Source organism: Microbacterium sp. DT81.1, assembly GCF_049844955.1.
GTDB lineage: Bacteria > Actinomycetota > Actinomycetes > Actinomycetales > Microbacteriaceae > Microbacterium.
The window spans coordinates 106,002-123,725 of record NZ_JBNCMA010000006.1; the positions used below are offsets into that span (position 1 = coordinate 106,002).

Consider the following 17,724-nt stretch of genomic DNA (forward strand, 5'->3'; position numbering starts at 1 on the left):
TGCAGGAACGGCTGGACAGGCGCTGAGTACCAGGTCAGCGCTGAGAAAGCGCACGCAGCGCCGCGGCCACGCCGCCCTCCTGCACAGACGCGGTGGTCTCGCTCGCGGCATCCAGAACCTCCTGCGGACCCTGCGCCATCGCGATCGCGCGCCCGCCGTTGCGCCGAGCCCACGCGAACATGCCGAGGTCGTTGCGGCCGTCGCCGATCACGAGCACGTCGGCGGGTGGCATGTCGAGCCACTCCCGCACGAGTTCCAGCGCGGTGCCCTTGTCGACTCCCTGCGGGGCGATGTCGAGCCAAGCGGTCCAGCCGATGGCGTACGACACGTGGTTCAGGCCGATGTCCTCCACCAGCCGCGAGAAGTCCTCTTCGTCGTGACCCGGAGAGACGACCACGACGCGGGAAACGGGCAGCCCGATCAGATCCTCGAACGGCACGCGATGCGCCGCGGACAGGTTCCAGTCGTCGATGAAGTCGGTGTAAAGCCGCTCGCCGTCCTCCCGCTCGACCATGTACTTGGCGTTCGGCAGATGCTCGCGCAGCAGGTTGAGCACCTGAGTGGCATCGAAGGTCTCCGTATGCGCCCGCACGTATGCGTCGCCCTCGCGCTTCATCACGACGGCGCCGTTCGAGCACACGACGTACTCGGGCCGGATGTCGAGCGCCTGGAGCGTCTTCTCCGTGCCGGCCCAGCTGCGGCCGGTGGCGATCATGACCTCATGACCAGCGTCGCCGGCATCCTGCACCGCCTCGACGACACCGGGGCTGAGGGTCTCGTCCTCGAGCAGCACGGTCCCATCGATGTCGAGCACGATCAGCAGCCGGTCGCCGCCCTCCTCCGCGATCTCCTCGACGACCTCTTCGACGACTTCGGCGGCATCCGCCGGCGTGGTGACCTCGACCTCGCCCGTCTCGGGCAGGCTCACGCGGCCGGCTCCAGGACCTCGAGCCCGCCGAGATACGGGCGCAGCACCTCGGGCACGACGACGGAGCCGTCGGCGCGCTGGTGGGTCTCGAGGATCGCGACGATCCAGCGCGTGGTGGCGAGCGTTCCGTTCAGGGTCGCCACGGGGGTGGTCCTTCCGACGCCGCCTTCTTCGAGCGGGGGGCGGTGGCGGATGTCGAGCCGGCGTGACTGGAAGGTCGTGCAGTTCGACGTGGAGGTGAGCTCGCGGAAGGCCTGCTGCGTCGGCACCCATGCCTCGACGTCGTACTTGCGGGCCGCGCTGGATCCGAGGTCTCCGGCCGCGATGTCGATGACGCGGTACGCCAGGCCCAGCGACTGGAGCATGCCCTCCTGCAGCCCGAGCAGGCGCTCGTGCTCGGCCTCGGCGTCTTCGGGCGTCGTGTAGACGAACATCTCGAGCTTGTTGAACTGGTGCACCCGGATGATGCCGCGCGTGTCCTTGCCGTGCGAGCCGGCCTCCCGGCGATAGCACGTCGACCAGCCGGCGTAGCGGAGCGGGCCGTCCGACAGGTCGAGGATCTCGTCCTTGTGGTACCCGGCGAGCGCCACCTCGCTCGTGCCCACGAGATAGAGGTCGTCGGCGGGAAGGTGGTAGACCTCTTCTGCATGCTCGCCGAGGAATCCGGTGCCCTGCATGATCTCCGGACGAACGAGCGTCGGGGTGATCAGCGGCACGAAGCCGGCCTCGAGCGCCCGGTCGAGGGCGAGGTTCATCAGCGCGATCTCGAGCCGCGCCCCGATCCCCCGCAGGAAGTAGAACCGGGCACCGGACACCTTCGCGCCGCGCTCCATGTCGATCGCCTTGAGCTTCTCGCCGAGGGCCAGGTGGTCGAGGGGCTCGAAGTCGAACGTGGGGATCTCGCCGACCCGGCGCAGCTCCACGAAGTCGTCCTCGCCGCCGGCCGGGACACCGTCGATCACGATGTTCTCGATGCGGACGAATGCGGCGCGTGCCGCCTCTTCCGCTTCGGATGCCGCCTGCTGCGCGGCCTTCACGCGCTCGGCGAGGCCCTTCACCTCGGCCACCAGGGCGGCCTTCTCCTCCTTGGGCGCGGCGGCGACCGTCTTGCCGAACGCGTTCTGCTCCGCACGCAGCTCTTCATAGGCCGAGATGGCAGATCGCCGCTCGCGATCCGCCGCGAGCGCGGCATCCACGGTCTCGGGTGAGTGTCCGCGCGCCACCTGGGAGCGCTTGACGAGCTCGGGGTCATCGCGGAGCACAACGGGGTCGATCACCCCTCAAGTCTAGTCAGCGGGTCAGCGCCCCAGAGGCGGCCTAGAGTGTGTGCATGACTGCCCCGGCATCCCCGTCCGATCCCCGCGACGGGCAACCAGACCCGGCCGAGGCGGCACATCCCGACGGCGTGATCCGGGAACCGGGTGACATCGCACCCGACACCGCCGACGACGAAGACGGCCACGCGCGCCAGGTCGGACCGGTCGGCGAAACCCGGCCGATGGAGCCGCCGCCGGACGACGCGCCACGCCGCGCGGCGATGGTCTACAACCCCATCAAGGTCGATGCTGCCGCGCTGCGCGCGCTGGTCTCCCGGCTCTCGGCCGCGGCCGGCTGGGGGGAACCGGCCTTCTTCGAGACGACCGTGGATGACCTCGGCGACGATGTCACGCGCCAGGCGCTGAAGGAGGGTGCGGATGCGGTGCTCGTCGCCGGCGGCGATGGCACCGTGCGCGCGGTCTCCGAGGCGATGAACGGATCGGGCGTCCCCCTGACGATCGTCCCGAGCGGGACGGGCAACCTGCTCGCCCGCAACCTGAACCTGCCGCTGGATGACGCGGCGGCCATGGTGCAGGCCACGTTCGACGGCGACGTGCACCCGGTGGATGTCGGCATCGCGCGCATCACCCGCACCAACGGGCAGACCGAGGAGCACGCGTTCGTGGTGATGTCCGGCATCGGACTCGACGCGGCGATGATCGCGAACACCAGTCCTCAGCTCAAGAAGACGGTCGGCTGGGTCGCCTACGTCGACGGCGCGGCGAGGTCGCTGCCCTTCGCCCAGCCCTTCCGGGTGATGTACCAGCTCGACGGGCACCGCCTGCACGCCACGAGGGCGCAGAGCGTGCTCTTCGCGAACTGCGGCTGGCTGCCGGCCGGCATCGCACTCGTGCCGGAGGCATCCATCTCGGACGGCGAGCTGGATGTCTGCATCATCAAGCCGGCCGGCTTCTTCGGCTGGGCGCGGGTCTGGCGGCGCATCTGGTGGGAGAACAGCGTGATGCGACGCTCGAGGGCGGGTCAGCGGGTTCTCGCCCGGCGCCCCGAAGACGCCTCCGTGCGCTACCTCCGTGGCGTTTCCATCGAGACCGCCACCAGCCCCGCCCAGGCGGTCCAGCTCGACGGCGACGAGTTCGGCGAGGCGACCCGCGTGCGGTGCCGCATCGTCCCGGGCGGCCTTCAGACGGCCTTCCCCGCCGGGCACGACGTCTCGAGGCTCTGAGGGCGGGGCACTCAAGGCGGGGACTGACGCCGCGCAACGTATCTACTGGAGGGCGCTCGTCAGGCGGGCGATGTTGTCGAGCACCGTCGACCGCAGCGGCTGCTTCTCCCACTCCTCCAGGGTCAGTTCGCGGCTCAGCTCCCGGTACTTCGCCTCCACACTGCGCATCTCGCGCACGAACTCCTCGCCGCGCACGAGCAGCGAGATCTCCATGTTGAGGCCGAACGAGCGCATGTCCATGTTGCTCGACCCGATCACCGCGACCTCGTCGTCGATGGTGAAGCACTTGCTGTGCAGGATGTAGGGCTTGGGGTACATCCAGATCTTCACGCCCGCTCGCAGGAGGGTCTCGTAGTAGCTGCGCTGCGCGTGGTAGACCATCGCCTGGTCGCCCTCTTCGGAGACGAACAGCTCGACCTGAAGCCCCCGCTGGCACGCGGTCGTGATGGCGAGCAGCAGCCCCTCGTCCGGCACGAAGTAGGGGCTGACCATGATGATCTTGCGCTGCGCGTAGTACAGGAGGCCGGCGAACAGGCGCAGGCTGTTCTCCATCTCGAACCCCGGTCCCGACGGCACCACCTGGCAGTCCAGGTCGCCCGGCCCCGTCGAGACGTCGAACAGATCGATCTCGTCGGTCAGCACCTCGTCGGTCTCGCTGTACCAGTCGGAGAGGAACACCGCGTTGATGCTGGCCACGATCGGACCCTCGAGCCGCACCATGAGATCGACCCAGTGCAGGCCGCGGCGGATGTTCTTCTTCAGGTTGTACGTCGAATCGGTGACGTTCTGCGAGCCCATGTACGCCACCGCGCCGTCGATGACCAGCAGCTTGCGGTGATTGCGCAGGTCGGGGCGCTGGTACTTGCCCTTGAACGGCTGCACCGGCAGCATCAGATGCCACTGCGCACCCATCGCATTGAGGCGCTTGACGGTCTTCTTGTACATCGGCTTGCGCCGGTTCGCCCAGTGATCGAGCAGCACGCGCACCGTGATGCCCCGGGCGCACGCTTCCTCCATGGCGGAGAAGAAATTGTCGGTCGCGGCATCCGATTGCAGGATGTAGAACTCGATGTGCACATATTCCTGTGCCTGCCGGATGCTCTCGGCCATCGCGTCCAGGCTCTGCTGGTAGTCGGGGATGAGGTGGGCCCCGTTGTCGCCGGCCAGCGGCATCGCGCCGAGCCGGCGATTCAGGGTGACCAGCGACGTGAACCACTGCGGGGCGTGCGGCCGGAGCGTTCCGAAGTCGAGGTGCTCGCTGGTGTCGTGAATGTACTCGTTGATGCGCTCCTGCTTGCGGCGGCGCTTTCGGGGCAGTCGGGGCGTTCCGATGAGCAGGAACAGGAACACGCCGATGATCGGGATGAAGTAGATCGCGAGCAGCCACGCCATCGCCGCCGTCGGGCGTCGGTTGCGCGGAACGATGATGATCGCGGCGATGCGGACGGCGACGTCGAAGACGAAGACGAGGATGAGCCACCAGGACGCATCGAAGGTGATCGCCACCATCAGCACTCCCCGGTCATCTGACCCAGCGTAACGGCACCCACGGACGGCGCCAGGCCGAGCACGGGGGTGCGCTCACGCCGCGGAGTCGTCTGCGATCGGCGCGGTGGCGCGCTTCGCCCGCTCTTCGGCCTCGATCTGCGAGTACACGCGGCGCTCGGTGCGGTCCATGCGAAGGATGCCGCGCAGCACGAAGAAGAACAGCGCGCTGACCACGAGGGTCGGCAGCAGCGACCACACGACCGCGCTCCAGTAGCTGTCCATCCCTCCATCGTACGCGGCGTTCTCCCCCTCCTCCCCTGAACTCCCGCGCTGCACGCGGCGGACCGGAATTGTGGATGACTCCGCTCGCTCAGCCCTCCCCAGGCCCCCTCCGCGCACCTCGCCGGCGGGCGCGCTGTGGAGGGCGGGCTCAGGCACCCGACGGCCAGCGAGGCTCGGGGGATGACAACGATCATCAAGGCCGCCACCGCCGCCGACTTCCTCGCCCTCGTCCCGCACCTCGCCGGCTACACGCCCACCAACAGCATCGCGCTCATCCCCTTCCGAGGCAGCCGCACGATCGGCGTCATGCGCTTCGACCTGCCTCCGGCCGATGCCGGGGACGAGCTCGACCGCATCGCCGCGACCTTCATCGGCATGGTCTGCAAGCTCGCGGATGCCGACGGCGTGACCCCCGTCGTGTTCACCGACGAGCGGTTCCGCGCCGAAGACGACATCGTGCATGGCGAGCTGGTGCGCGCGATCATCCGCCGCGCCGATGCCTGCGGCCTGCACGTCGGCGACGCGCTCTGCCTCGCGGCCGACGGCTGGGGTTCGTACCTCGATCCGGAGTGCCCGCCCGACGGGCGTTCACGCTCCGAGCTGCCGGCAGAACTCGCAGTGCCCGAGCCGCGGGACGTGTCGGGCGACCAGGCGGCCGGGGTCGAACTGCCGCACGCCGATCTCGCCGAGAAGGAACGCGTCGGCGGGGCCCTCCTCGCCATCGACGCCGCCGTGCGGATCGTCTGCGGCGAGTCCGCGGGCAGCGCCGGCATGGCCGACCTCGACCCGCGCGCCATCGCCGCGGTCTGCTCGCTCGATGACATCCCGATGCTGTTCGAGGATGCGCTGCGGTGGGACGTCGAAGACCTCGCGCCATTCGACGCCGGGACGCTCATGTGGTGCCTCGCGCGACCCTCCCTGCGCGACGTCGCCCTCTCGCAGTGGGCGGGCGACATCGTTGCGGGCGATGATGCGCTGGAGGCGCAGCGCCGATGGGAGGACGGCGAGGACTACCCCGACGACCTGGCGCTGGTGATGTTCGGCGAGGGACCGCGACCCGAACCGGAGCGGCTGCAGAAGGCGCTCGCGCTCACCCGGCGCCTCGCGGCCGCGGCCCCCCGCGATGCGGCGGCGGCGATGCTGGCAACGGCCGCCTGGCTGGCCTGGGCGCTCGGGCGTTCGACGTATGCGCACTGGCACACGGCCCGCGCCCTGGAGATCGACCCGGACCACGGGCTGGCCGGCATCGTCGACTCGTTCATCGGCGCAGGGCACCTGCCCGAGTGGGCGTTCGAGCGACCGCTGCCCTGACTACTTGACGAGCGGAAAGAGGATCGTCTCCCGGATGCCGAGGCCGGTGATCGCCATCAGCAGGCGATCGATGCCCATCCCGAGACCGCCGGACGGCGGCATCCCGTACTCGAGCGCCCTCATGAACTCCTCGTCGATGCGCATCGCCTCGACGTCGCCGCGGGCGACCAGCTTCGCCTGCTCCGTGAAGCGCTCGCGCTGCACGACGGGGTCCACCAGCTCGGAGTATCCGGTGGCCAGCTCGAAGCCACGCACGTACAGGTCCCACTTCTCGACCACGCCCGGGATCGAACGGTGCTCCCGCACGAGCGGGCTGGTGTCGAGCGGGAAGTCCATCACGAACGTCGGGCGCACCAGGGATCCCTTGACGAAGTGCTCCCACAGCTCCTCGACGAGCTTGCCGTGCGTCGCGAGCGGCGGCTCCTCGATCCCCTCGCGGGCCGCGAGGGCGCGCAGCTCCTCGAGGGTCGTCTGCGGAGTGATCTGCGCGCCGGCCGCCTCGGACAGAGAGCCGTACATCGAGAGCCGGTCCCAGTTTCCGCCAAGGTCGTACTCGGTGCCGTCCGCCCAGGTCACCGTGGTCGAGCCGGTGACCGCGCGGGCCGCGTTCTGGACCAGGTCCTGCGTGAGGTCGGCGATGCCGTTGTAGTCCGAGTACGCCTCGTACGACTCGAGCATCGCGAACTCGGGGCTGTGCGTGGAGTCGGCGCCCTCATTGCGGAAGTTGCGGTTGATCTCGAACACCCGGTCGAGGCCGCCGACCACGGCGCGCTTGAGGAAGAGCTCCGGCGCGATGCGGAGGTACAGGTCGGCATCGAACGCGTTCGACCTCGTGACGAACGGACGGGCGGATGCGCCGCCGTGCTGCACCTGCAGCATCGGGGTCTCCACCTCGATGTAGCCCCGGTCCGCGAAGGTCTGGCGAAGCGCGGCGTTCACCTTGGCGCGGGCGCGCACCGTCTCCCGGGCCCGCTCCCGCACGAGCAGGTCGAGGTAGCGGCTGCGCACCCGGCTCTCTTCGCTGAGCTCGGTGTACATGTTCGGCAGCGGCAGGATCGCCTTGGCGGCGATCCGCCACTCCTCGACCATGACCGAAAGCTCCCCCCGGCGGCTCGAGATCACCTGGCCTCGCACGAAGACGTGGTCTCCGAGGTCGACGAGCTCCTTCCAGTCCTGCAGGGACTCCTCGCCGGCGACCGCCAGCGACACCATGGCCTGGATGCGGCTTCCGTCTCCTGCCTGCAGCGTCGCGAAGCAGAGCTTGCCGGTGTTGCGGCTGAAGACGACGCGCCCGGCGACGGCCGCCGGAACTCCGGTCTCGGCGCCGGCCTCGAGGTCGGCGAAGCGCTCGCGAAGCGCGGGGATGGTGTCGGTGATGGGCACGCCGACGGGATAGGCGCCGCCCGCGGCATCCGCCCGCTCGGCCATCAAGCGCTCGCGCTTGGCGAGGCGGACCGTCTTCTGCTCCGAGACGTCCTCGAGCTCGGCAGTCTCGGCGGTGTCCGCGTTGCTGGTCTCGGTGCGGGGTGTCGGCGCGCCGGTCGCGGCGGTCACTTCGGTCATCGGTCGGGCTCCTCGAAAGTCGGGCCCAGTCTACCGGCGGCCTCCTGAACCCTCACCGAGGCCGCCCCGAGGCCGGAGGGCCAGACCCGAGCGCTATCCGATGTAGATCGTCGCGTTGTCGATGAAGCGGTGGCCGGCGACCGATGCGGCGATGAGCGCGAGCGCCGGGCCCTTGTGGTCGCTGTCGACGGGAAGGAAGGACGCGGGGTCCACGACCGACAGGTACTCGAGGTTGATGCGCGGCTCACCCATCAGCGAGGACTGCGCTGCAGCGATGCACGCATCGACCCCTCGATCGGCATTGGATGCCGCGGCATCGAGCGCCGCCGGCAGCTTCGACGCCGCAGCCAGGTCGCGCTCCTCCAGCATCCCGACCCGGGTCGAGATCGGCAGCCCGTCGTCGCCGCGCACCGTCTCGACCGTCTCGAGGGCGGCGTCGAAGTACAGGTCGCGGATCATCCGGCGCACGAGGAAGATCCGCTGGGGATCCCGCTCGCCGTAGATCACGATGTCGGGATTCACGAGGTTCATCAGCTTCGCCTCGACCGTGAGCAGCCCATCGAAGTACCCGGGACGCGAGCGCCCCTCGTACCGCAGACCGAGATCGCCGGCACCGATCTTCGTCGTCTGGTTCCCCTGAGGCAGGATCTCCGCAGCATCCGGAGCGAAGATCACATCCACGCCGAGCGAGTCGAGCAGCCGCTCGTCGTCCTCCGGGGTGCGCGGGTATGCCTCGAACTCCGCGGTGGTGCGGAACCGGAGCGGGTTCACGAAGATCGACACGACGACGATGTCGGCGCGCTCCTTCGCGAGGTGGATGAGGTCGAGGTGGCCCTCGTGGATGGCGCCCAGGGTGGAGACGAGGGCGACGGTCGGCGGGGGGCTGGCGTCGGAGATCTGGCGCGCATCCTCGATGGGGCTCCGCCCCAAACCCCCGGCTTGCTGGCGCGCGCCCTCGATGGGGCTCCGCCCCAAACCCCCGGCTTGCTGGCGCGCGCCCCGTGCCTCGGCCAGTCGGGTGCGCAGCCCCTCGATGGTGCTGATCATTGGTCGATCGTAGCGTTGCCCAGAGGCGGCACGTCGCCGGGCCGGGGCGGCGCGTCCACCAGCGCCTGGTCGACCGTCGAGCGCACGAGGGCCGACAGGTACCCGCCGGGGTTCTCCACACCGATGTCGCGCAGAAGCCCCGTCGCCTGCTGCACGATGGTGCGCGAGAATGCGGTGGCGATGCCGATCGCCTCGGCGTAGGCCGGGCGGTCCTCCTCGGCGATCACGATGGGCTCGCAGCCGAGCTCGACGGCGAGCGCCTGCGCGATGGGCAGCACGGCTGCGGGGGCCGTCACCGCGGCATAGCCGGCGGCGAGCTGTCGCAGGTCGATGCTGGTGCCGGTGAATGAGATCGCCGGATGCACGGCGAGGGGGATCGCGCCGCGCTCGGCGGCAGGGCGGAGAACCTCGATGCCGTACGCGGCATCCGTATGCATCACCAGCTGTCCCAGCTGCCAGGCACCGACGCCGGCGAGCCCCGCCACGAGCGGGCCGAGCTCGTCGTGCGGCACCGCGAGCACCACGAGCTCGCTGCGCCGCACCACCTCGAGCGCGTCGAGCACCGGCACTCCGGGAAGCACGGCCGACGCCCTGTCATCGTCGGAGCCCGACGTGATGCCCGTGATCGCGTGCCCGGCTCCGCCGAGCGCGGCCCCCAGAACCGGACCGACCCTGCCGGCGCCGATGATGCCGACACCCAGGCGTCCGTCCCGGTTCATCGCTCCTCGCCCCATCTGTGGCTCCGGTCCACCGACGCGGCGGCCACAGCCCCGTGTGCGGCGTCCTCGAACAGGGCCAGCGCCGCGTCGCGGTCGATCGCGGCGAGCGTGCCCCACACCGGGCCGGAGACCGTCTGCACCCGGCCGGTGGCCACGCGCAGCATCCGATCGAGGGGACCCTGATTGAGCGAGAAGCTCTGCAGCCGCGCCAACGGGAAGATGCCGAGCTTGCGCCAGATGACGCCCCGGCGCAGCAGCAGGGCGTGCGCAGAGACGAGGTAGCCGTTGCGGCGCCACGACAGCGGTCGCAGGATGCGGGCGCGTCCAGGGGTGTTCGTGTACGGGTCGCCCCCACCGGGACCGAGGATGCCGTGCTCGAAGACGAGGGGCCACTCCTCGTCGGGGATGCCCGGCATCAGCAGGCGCAGCACGCGTTCGACGTCGTCACGGGTGCCCACCGGCAGCACGGTCGTGAACTGGTCCGTCGTCGTGTCGGCCGAGCTCCGGCCCGTGAGCCGGTTGATGCGCACCGTCCACCACCCTGCCGGACGCCAGAGGATGTCCTGCGAGACCTCGACGGCGTGCACGCGACCGGGAGGCAGGGTCTCGGTGACCGTCGTGAAGAATCCGAACGTGATGCGGATGCCGTCCGGTGTCGGGGCGATCGAATAGCGCAGCGCCTTGATGATGCTCGAGATCCAGTACGCGCCGAGGCCGATCACCGCCGGCACGAGGCTGAACAGCGCCCACGTGGCACCGAGCGACGCCGCGACGACCACGCCGATCACGAGCAGTATGAGGAAGACGGTCCACCCGCTCAGCAGGTGCGAGAGCACGAGCCGCACAGGGGGGATGTTCACGACGCTCTCGGGCTCCTCCGAGGGCGACTCCGGCCCGGCGATGAGCCCATTGATGCCGTCGGTCACGGTGGCGGTGACGGCGTGCGTCCGACTGACGCTCGGCTGCGTCGTCCCCTCTGCCGGCGGGCCGGACCTCACGAGGCGCGCGCCGGAGGCGAGCCGCAGGATATCGGTTCGCACCTCCTCCGCGTTGGCCGTCGAGAGGTACTCGAGCTTCACGTTGGCATCGAGTCCGGCCCCGACCACCTCGAGCTTGGCCATCCCCACCAGGCGGGCGAAGAGCGGACGGGTGAGGTTGACGCCCTGCACGCGATCGAGCGGTGCCCGGCGCTGCGTGCGGAACAGGTTGCCGCTGCGCACCTCGACGCGGTCCTCGGTGATGCGGAAGGTGTGCCAGCGCCACGACAGGTAGAACCAGCCGATCAGCAGCAGTACGACCCCGAGCACGATGAGAGCAGCGAGGAGGATGAGGTTCTGCTCGAAGATCCAGTCCAGCGGATCGCCGTAGCTCCACTGTTCGGTCGACGGCGCATCCGGGAGGAACCAGGGAAGGAACGTGCCGATCAGGCGGTCGCGCAGGTTGGCGATGACGATGCCGGCCACGACGACGAGGAAGAACCCGCCGCGGAACAGCGGCGTCAGGGGATGCAGCCGGTGCCACTCGCCGTCGCTCAGGGGGGAGCGGACGGATGCCTGGGGCGGCGCCTTGTCTGGGCGGGCACTGCCTGAATGGGCACTGTCCGGGACGGTGCTCACAGCCCCGTCCGGCGGGTCTCGGCGACCTCGATTAGCAGGTCGCGAAGGTCCTCCGCCGTCTGCTGAGGCAGCCCGGGGATGACGACGCCCGTCGCGGCCGCGGCGGTGACGAGCTTGAGCTGCGCGATGCCGAAGCCGCGGTCGAGCGGACCGTGGGTGATGTCGACGAGCTGCATCCGCCCGTAGGGCACCGCCACCAGGCGCTGCCACAGGATGCCGCGGCGGAACACGAGGTCGTCTTCTCGGAGCTGGTACCCGTAGGCGCGCGCCTGTCGTGGAACGAGCGCCAGGGTCCACACGAGGATGGCGATGAAGATGCCGCCGGGGATCCAGGCCCACGTCCACTGCAGGACCTGGGTCAGGAAAAGCAGCACGGCCACGACCACCGCCAGGCCGATGCCCGAGGAGATGAGCTGCACCCACACGTACTTCGGCGAGATCTGGTGCCACTTCCCGTCCGCGAGGGCGAGCCGGGCCTCCGCCTTCGGCTCGCGCAGCTCGGTGAACGTGCCCTCGTCCAACCTGCGCCCGGCGACGGGTTCAGAGGCGCCGACGGGTTCGGTGGCGCCGACGGGTTCAGTGGTGCTGCGGCTCGACTCCGGGGTCGGCGTCAGATCCGGAGTGTTCGTCATCATCGTCCTTCGGGAGGGTGCAGAAGTGCTCGGCGACCAAGGAGGCCCCCACCAGCACGGCAGCGCACACGGCGGTCGCGATGATCGTCGCCAACGAGCCTAGTGGCGGGTCGATCGGGCGGGTGAGCAGGTACCCGGCCAGACCCACGGCGAAGCCGGCGACACCCGCGCCGACGAGGCTCGACGCCTTGGCGAGGATCGCCACGCGCAGCGCGCGGAAGGGGTTGACCGGCGTCGCCGCGGTGCTGCGGGTCGCCTGTCGGATCGGCCACGCCAGCGCGAGCGTGATGCCGCCGAGCAGGATCAGCATGATGGGAAGGCTGAGCGCCGGCACGAAGGTCGGTCGCCCCGAGACGGTGAGCGCGTGATCGAGCAGGAACCCGGCGGCGACGCCGATCAGCGCCGCGATGCTCAGGATGCCGGCACCGGTGCGCTTCACCGGTTCGGGCTTTCTCGGAGGTTCTCGAGCAGCGCGTCCACCCTGCCGCCGCCGGGCAGCACGGCGTCGGGATCGACCGCCAGCCACGGTCCGAGCACGAAGTCCCGCTCCGCGGCCCGTGGGTGAGGCAGCGTGAGCTCCGGGGTGTCGGCGATCACGTCGCCGTAGGCGATGAGGTCGAGGTCGAGGGTGCGATCGGCCCACGTGGGCTGCTGCCCCCGTCGAGGCGCGGGGCGCTCTCGACCGTGCGCGGCCTCGATGCGGTGCAGCAGGGCCAGCAGCACGGTCGGCGCCAGGCGGGTCGTGACCAGGGCGACGGCGTTGAGGTACGGCGGGGCCTGGTCATCCGGGCCCTCCGGCGTGAGGGCGACCGACTCGATGCTCTTCGACACCGTGATGGCGTCGACGAGGGGCAGGCGTGCGATGTCGCGGACGGCCTCCTCCAGCGTGCGCTCACGGTCGCCGAGGTTGGCGCCGAGGGCCACGACGGCGACGGACGCCGGGTGCGGGCGGCGCTCGGGGCCTCCGCTGACGGGCTGCGTCAGGCCGCGGCTCATGTCCTCCCCCGCCGGATGGTGACCGCGACATCGGTGAAGGGCACCGCGATGGGCGCCGACGGCTTGTGCACGGTGACGACGGCCAGCAATACGCGCTCGTCCGTCAGGAGGTCGGCGGCGATCCGCTCCGCCAGCGTCTCGACGAGGTTCACGGGCTCGCCGCCCACGATGGCCGCGACACGCTCCGAGACCTCGCCGTAGTGGATCGTGTCGGCCACGTCATCCGTCTCGGCCGCCCGCCGGGTCGACACGTGCATCGTGACGTCGACGAGAAAGTCCTGCCCCTGCTGCCGCTCGAAATCGAACACGCCGTGCCGGCCGAAGGCGCGCAGCCCGGTCACGGTGATCTCGTCAAGGAAGTCCACGGGCCCCACTCTTCCATGCGCCCGCGACGCCGAGCGCATCCCTCGTCGAGGCCACGTCGTGCACCCGCACCACCCACACTCCCGCCGCGTCGGCGAGCACGCTCGTCACCGCGGTGGCGAAGTCCCGGCGCTCGATGGATGCCTCAGGCCCGAGCACATCGCCAAGGAAGCGCTTGCGCGACGTGCCGAGCAGCACGCGGTGTCCGAGTGCGACGATGTCCCCGATGCTCTCGAGCAGGGCCCAGTTCTGTTCCGCGTTCTTCGCGAAGCCGATTCCGGGATCGACGACGATGCGCGACGGTGGGATGCCGGCGGCCTGGGCCGCCTGCACGCGTTCGAGCAGCTCGCCGGCGACCTCCCGGCCGATCTGAACGTACTCTGCCCGCGCGTACATGTCGGCGGACGGGCCGCGCCAGTGCCCCAGCACGATGTCGGCGCCGGTTTCGGCGACCGCGCCCAGCAGTTCCGGATCCGCGAGTCCCCCTGAGACGTCGTTGACGATCGAAGCGCCGGCTTCCACCGCCGCGAGCGCCGTGCGGGCGTTCATCGTGTCGATGCTCACGGTCACTTCGTCGGCGGCGAGCGCCGCGACGATCGGCAACACACGCTGCAGCTCGACCTCGACGGGAACGCGCTCCGCCCCCGGGCGGGTCGACTCGCCGCCGATGTCGATGATCGACGCGCCCTGTGACCGCAGCAGCCGCCCGTGGGCGATCGCATCGGCGGGACCGTCGAAGGAACCGCCGTCACTGAAGGAGTCGGGCGTCGCGTTGACGATTCCCATGATGAGTGCCGTCATTTCTCAGAGACCGACGCGCACCGTCATCACCGGTGCGCCCCCATCAGGGCGATCAGCTCGGCGCGTGCCGCGGCATCCGCCAGCTCTCCGCGCGCCGCGATCGTGACGGTTGATGCCTCCGGCTGCCGGTTGCCGCGCATCGTCACGCACTCGTGGGTGGCCTCCAGCACCACGAGCACACCGCGGGTGTCGAGCGAGTCGGCGATCGCGTCGGCGATCTGCTCGCCGAGGCGCTCCTGCACCTGCGGACGGGCGGCCAGCACGTCGACGACGCGGGGCAAGGCGCCGAGGCCCACCACCTGCTCGCCGGGGAGGTACGCGATGTGCGCCTTGCCGAGGAACGGCAGCAGGTGGTGCTCGCAGACCGATCGGAACGCGATATCACGCAGCATCACCGCACCCGACGGCAGCGTATCGGGGGCCGGGCCGCGCGAGACGCTGATCGTGCGGGCCAGCGGCGCCGCGGCATCCTGCCCGATGCCGGCGAAGAACTCCTCGTACGCGTCTGCGACGCGCTGGGGAGTGACCTTCAGCCCGGGCCTGTCCGGGTCCTCGCCGATGGCCACGAGCAGCTCGCGCACGAGCGCGGCGACGCGCTGCTTGTCGACTGTCACGGGGTATCGGAGGCCACGGGGTCTCAGGCGGTCGCGGGGCGCGCCTGCCCGGTGGGCCGGCGACGCGTCGCCTTCTCGGTCACCCCGGACTCCGCCTCGACGTCCGCCGCGATACCCGCGGGCTCGGCACGGCGCGGCACGTCGACGGGGGGCAGCAGCGACACGGGGCGCTCGTTGCTCGAGAGCCACTGCGGGCGCGGCGGCAGCTTGCGCACGTCCTTGAACAGCTCGGCGAGCTCGAGGTGGTCGAGCGTCTCCTTCTCGAGCAGCTCAAGGGCCAGCCGATCAAGCAGGTCGCGGTTCTCGTTGAGCACCTGGTACGCCTCGTTGTGCGCGAGCTCGATGAGCCCGCGCACCTGGGTGTCGATGCGCTCGGCGACCGCCTCGGAGAACTCGCGACCGTGGCCCATGTCGCGGCCCATGAAGACCTCGCCGCTGGCCGAGCCGAGCTTCACGGGACCGACGTCGTTCGTCATCCCGTACTCGGTGACCATCTTGCGGGCGATGCCCGTGGCCTTCTCGATGTCGTTGGAGGCACCGGTGGTGGGGTCGTGGAACACGATCTCCTCGGCGACGCGCCCGCCCATCGCGTAGGCGAGCTGGTCCTGCAGCTCGTTGCGCGTGACGGAGTACTTGTCATCCAGCGGCAGCACCATGGTGTAGCCCAGCGCCTTGCCGCGAGGGAGGATCGTGATCTTCGTCACGGGATCGGTGTGATTCATCGCCGCCGCCGTGAGCGCGTGCCCACCCTCGTGGTAGGCGGTGATGAGCTTCTCCTTGTCCTTCATGACACGCGTTCGGCGCTGGGGACCGCCGATGACGCGGTCGATGGCCTCGTCGAGGGCGCGGTTGTCGATGAGCTGGGCGTTGGAGCGGGCCGTCAGAAGCGCGGCCTCGTTGAGCACGTTCGCCAGGTCGGCACCCGTGAAGCCCGGCGTCTTGCGGGCGACCACCTCGAGGTCGACGCCGTCCGCGAGGGGCTTGCCGCGTCCGTGCACCTCAAGGATGCGCTTGCGGCCCTTGAGGTCGGGAGCGTCCACCCCGATCTGGCGGTCGAAACGGCCGGGACGCAGCAGAGCCGGGTCGAGGATGTCGGGGCGGTTGGTCGCCGCGATGACGATGACGTTGACCTTGGGGTCGAAGCCGTCCATCTCGACGAGCATCTGATTGAGCGTCTGCTCGCGCTCGTCATGACCGCCGCCCATGCCGGCGCCGCGGTGGCGGCCGACGGCGTCGATCTCGTCGATGAAGATGATGGCCGGGCTGGATTCCTTGGCCTGGTTGAAGAGGTCGCGCACGCGGCTCGCGCCGACGCCGACGAACATCTCCACGAAGTCCGAGCCGGAGATCGAGTAGAACGGGACACCGGCCTCACCGGCGACCGCGCGGGCGAGGAGCGTCTTGCCGGTCCCGGGAGGGCCGTACAGCAGCACGCCCTTCGGGATGCGGGCCCCGACCGCCTGGAACTTGGTCGGGTCCTTGAGGAAGTCCTTGATCTCCTGCATCTCCTCGATCGCCTCGTCGGCGCCGGCGACATCCTGGAACGTCACGGTGGGAGTCTCTTTGCTGACGAGCTTCGCGCGCGACTTGCCGAACTGCATCACCTTGCTGCCGCCGCCCTGGGCCGAGGAGAGCAGGAACCAGAAGAGCACGCCGAGCAGCAGCAGCGGAAGCATCAGCGAGAGCAGGCCGTCGAACCAGTTCGGCTGCGGCACCGCGTCGTTGAAGCCGTCGGACGGGTCGGCCGCGTTGATCGCGTTCACGACCTCGGGCGCACGCGCCGTGACGTAGTAGAACTGCACGTCGGTGGCGCCCTCGTACGGCTCGGAGAGCTTCATGTCGACGCGCTGGTCGCCGTCGGTGTTCAGCACCTCGGTGACGGTGCTGCCGTCGAGCAGCTCGAGACCCTCCTGCGTGGAGATCTGCTTCGCTCCGCCGAGGCTGGAGATGAGCGAGAAACCGACGATGAGGAACACGCCGATCAGCAGCACGTAGATCAGTGGGTTGCGAGTGATCTTCTTCAGGTCCATGATGTGGGGCCGAGCCCCCGAGCCCTTCTTTCGGCATACCGGCGTACCGGCGTGAAATCAGGTTAGCGCGGCGAAGTTGTGCCCCGCCTGGGGATTCGCCCTCGGCGTACCCCTTGTCCCCTCTCGACGCCGGTCGCCGGCCTCCCGGCTAGGAGTAGATGTGCGGCGCGAGGATCGCCACGTCGCGGAGGTTCCGGTACCGCTCGGCGTAGTCGAGGCCGTAGCCGACGACGAACTCCGTCGGGATGTCGAAGCCGACGTAGCGCACGTCGACCTGGACCTTCGCGGCATCCGGCTTGCGAAGAAGCGCCAGCACCTCGACGGATGCCGCTCCCCGCGAGGCGAAGTTCTTCAGCAGCCAGCTGAGCGTCAGGCCCGAGTCGATGATGTCCTCCACGATCAGCACGTGCCGGTTGTGCAGGTCGGTGTCGAGGTCCTTGCGGATCTGAACGACGCCGCTCGAGGTGGTTCCCGTCCCGTACGAGGAGACGGCCATCCAGTCCATCGGAACCACCATCGGCAACGCTCGGGCGAAGTCCGCCATCACCATGACGGCGCCCTTCAGCACCCCCACGAGCAGCATGTCCTTGCCCTCGTAGTCGGTCGCGACCCGAGCCGCCAACTCCCGGAGCTTGTCCTGAATCTCCTCCTCGGTGACGAGGACGGTGGTCAGATCGTCCGGAATGTCCGCTGCGCGCATGGCACGAGTCTAGGGCGGGCGTCAGCGAGCCGGGGGCGTGGGGCGGAGCCCACAGAGGAGCGCCATGCACCAGGCACCAGGGCGCTCGCAAGGCCTGGCCGCGCATGCCCCGGCGGGCATAGCGTGGCCACCGA

Annotated in this window: 18 protein-coding genes; 2 read left to right on the forward strand and 16 right to left on the reverse strand. The window is 69.9% G+C overall.

The window, feature by feature from the left end; translation table 11 throughout:
* Window positions 1-34: 34 nt before the first annotated feature.
* On the reverse strand, window positions 35-928 hold the full coding sequence (locus ACLQ2Q_RS16385; protein WP_425821794.1) for an HAD family hydrolase: 894 nt from the start codon (window positions 926-928) through the stop codon (window positions 35-37).
* Complete coding sequence (gene serS, locus ACLQ2Q_RS16390; protein ID WP_425821796.1) at window positions 925-2,205, reverse strand: serine--tRNA ligase; 1,281 nt, start codon at window positions 2,203-2,205, stop codon at window positions 925-927. Before serS ends, ACLQ2Q_RS16385 begins: the two co-directional genes overlap by 4 nt.
* A gap of 53 nt (window positions 2,206-2,258) precedes the next feature.
* Between serS and ACLQ2Q_RS16395 the strand changes: the two genes are divergently transcribed.
* Window positions 2,259-3,428 carry a diacylglycerol/lipid kinase family protein gene (locus ACLQ2Q_RS16395; protein ID WP_425821798.1) on the forward strand — a complete coding sequence of 390 codons (1,170 nt, stop codon included), beginning with the start codon at window positions 2,259-2,261 and terminating at the stop codon, window positions 3,426-3,428.
* A gap of 42 nt (window positions 3,429-3,470) precedes the next feature.
* Here ACLQ2Q_RS16395 and cls read toward each other — a convergent pair whose 3' ends face one another.
* Both cls and ACLQ2Q_RS16405 read right to left on the reverse strand, forming a co-directional pair.
* Window positions 3,471-4,937, reverse strand: coding sequence for a cardiolipin synthase (gene cls, locus ACLQ2Q_RS16400; protein ID WP_425821800.1), 1,467 nt, complete (start codon window positions 4,935-4,937; stop codon window positions 3,471-3,473).
* A 72-nt stretch (window positions 4,938-5,009) separates the two neighbouring features.
* A complete protein-coding gene (locus tag ACLQ2Q_RS16405) occupies window positions 5,010-5,198 on the reverse strand; it encodes a hypothetical protein (protein ID WP_425821802.1) in 189 nt (62 codons plus the stop codon).
* A 180-nt stretch (window positions 5,199-5,378) separates the two neighbouring features.
* Here ACLQ2Q_RS16405 and ACLQ2Q_RS16410 point away from each other — a divergent pair, with 180 nt between their 5' ends.
* Window positions 5,379-6,509 (forward strand): DUF4192 family protein, encoded by a 1,131-nt coding sequence (locus ACLQ2Q_RS16410; RefSeq protein ID WP_425821804.1) that lies wholly within the window; start codon window positions 5,379-5,381, stop codon window positions 6,507-6,509.
* Here the strand turns inward: ACLQ2Q_RS16410 and lysS are convergent, their stop codons facing one another.
* The 12 genes from lysS to hpt all read right to left on the reverse strand — a co-directional run bounded on the left by lysS (window position 6,510) and on the right by hpt (window position 17,590).
* Window positions 6,510-8,072 (reverse strand): lysine--tRNA ligase, encoded by a 1,563-nt coding sequence (lysS, locus tag ACLQ2Q_RS16415; RefSeq protein ID WP_425821806.1) that lies wholly within the window; start codon window positions 8,070-8,072, stop codon window positions 6,510-6,512.
* Between the two features lie 93 nt (window positions 8,073-8,165).
* Window positions 8,166-9,119, reverse strand: coding sequence for a pantoate--beta-alanine ligase (panC, locus tag ACLQ2Q_RS16420; protein ID WP_425821808.1), 954 nt, complete (start codon window positions 9,117-9,119; stop codon window positions 8,166-8,168).
* Entirely contained in the window at window positions 9,116-9,838 is a 723-nt protein-coding gene (locus ACLQ2Q_RS16425) for a DUF2520 domain-containing protein (protein WP_425821810.1), read from the reverse strand. Before ACLQ2Q_RS16425 ends, panC begins: the two co-directional genes overlap by 4 nt.
* Complete coding sequence (locus tag ACLQ2Q_RS16430; protein ID WP_425821812.1) at window positions 9,835-11,454, reverse strand: PH domain-containing protein; 1,620 nt, start codon at window positions 11,452-11,454, stop codon at window positions 9,835-9,837. The genes ACLQ2Q_RS16425 and ACLQ2Q_RS16430 overlap by 4 nt, the downstream gene beginning before the upstream one ends.
* Window positions 11,451-12,086 carry a PH domain-containing protein gene (locus ACLQ2Q_RS16435; protein ID WP_425821814.1) on the reverse strand — a complete coding sequence of 212 codons (636 nt, stop codon included), beginning with the start codon at window positions 12,084-12,086 and terminating at the stop codon, window positions 11,451-11,453. The genes ACLQ2Q_RS16430 and ACLQ2Q_RS16435 overlap by 4 nt, the downstream gene beginning before the upstream one ends.
* Window positions 12,031-12,525, reverse strand: a complete 495-nt coding sequence (locus ACLQ2Q_RS16440) for a DUF3180 domain-containing protein (protein WP_425821816.1) — start codon at window positions 12,523-12,525, stop codon at window positions 12,031-12,033. Before ACLQ2Q_RS16440 ends, ACLQ2Q_RS16435 begins: the two co-directional genes overlap by 56 nt.
* Window positions 12,522-13,082, reverse strand: a complete 561-nt coding sequence (folK, locus tag ACLQ2Q_RS16445; protein WP_425821818.1) for a 2-amino-4-hydroxy-6-hydroxymethyldihydropteridine diphosphokinase — start codon at window positions 13,080-13,082, stop codon at window positions 12,522-12,524. Before folK ends, ACLQ2Q_RS16440 begins: the two co-directional genes overlap by 4 nt.
* Window positions 13,079-13,447 carry a dihydroneopterin aldolase gene (folB, locus tag ACLQ2Q_RS16450; RefSeq protein WP_425821820.1) on the reverse strand — a complete coding sequence of 123 codons (369 nt, stop codon included), beginning with the start codon at window positions 13,445-13,447 and terminating at the stop codon, window positions 13,079-13,081. Before folB ends, folK begins: the two co-directional genes overlap by 4 nt.
* The gene (gene folP / locus ACLQ2Q_RS16455) at window positions 13,434-14,246 is read right to left on the reverse strand and encodes a dihydropteroate synthase (RefSeq protein WP_425821822.1); all 813 of its coding nucleotides are present in this window, start codon (window positions 14,244-14,246) and stop codon (window positions 13,434-13,436) included. The genes folB and folP overlap by 14 nt, the downstream gene beginning before the upstream one ends.
* A gap of 26 nt (window positions 14,247-14,272) precedes the next feature.
* The gene (folE, locus tag ACLQ2Q_RS16460) at window positions 14,273-14,860 is read right to left on the reverse strand and encodes a GTP cyclohydrolase I (RefSeq protein ID WP_425821824.1); all 588 of its coding nucleotides are present in this window, start codon (window positions 14,858-14,860) and stop codon (window positions 14,273-14,275) included.
* A gap of 23 nt (window positions 14,861-14,883) precedes the next feature.
* A complete protein-coding gene (ftsH, locus tag ACLQ2Q_RS16465) occupies window positions 14,884-16,890 on the reverse strand; it encodes an ATP-dependent zinc metalloprotease FtsH (RefSeq protein ID WP_425821826.1) in 2,007 nt (668 codons plus the stop codon).
* Window positions 16,891-17,038: 148 nt separating this feature from the next.
* Complete coding sequence (gene hpt / locus ACLQ2Q_RS16470) at window positions 17,039-17,590, reverse strand: hypoxanthine phosphoribosyltransferase (RefSeq protein WP_425821828.1); 552 nt, start codon at window positions 17,588-17,590, stop codon at window positions 17,039-17,041.
* Window positions 17,591-17,724 lie beyond the last annotated feature (134 nt).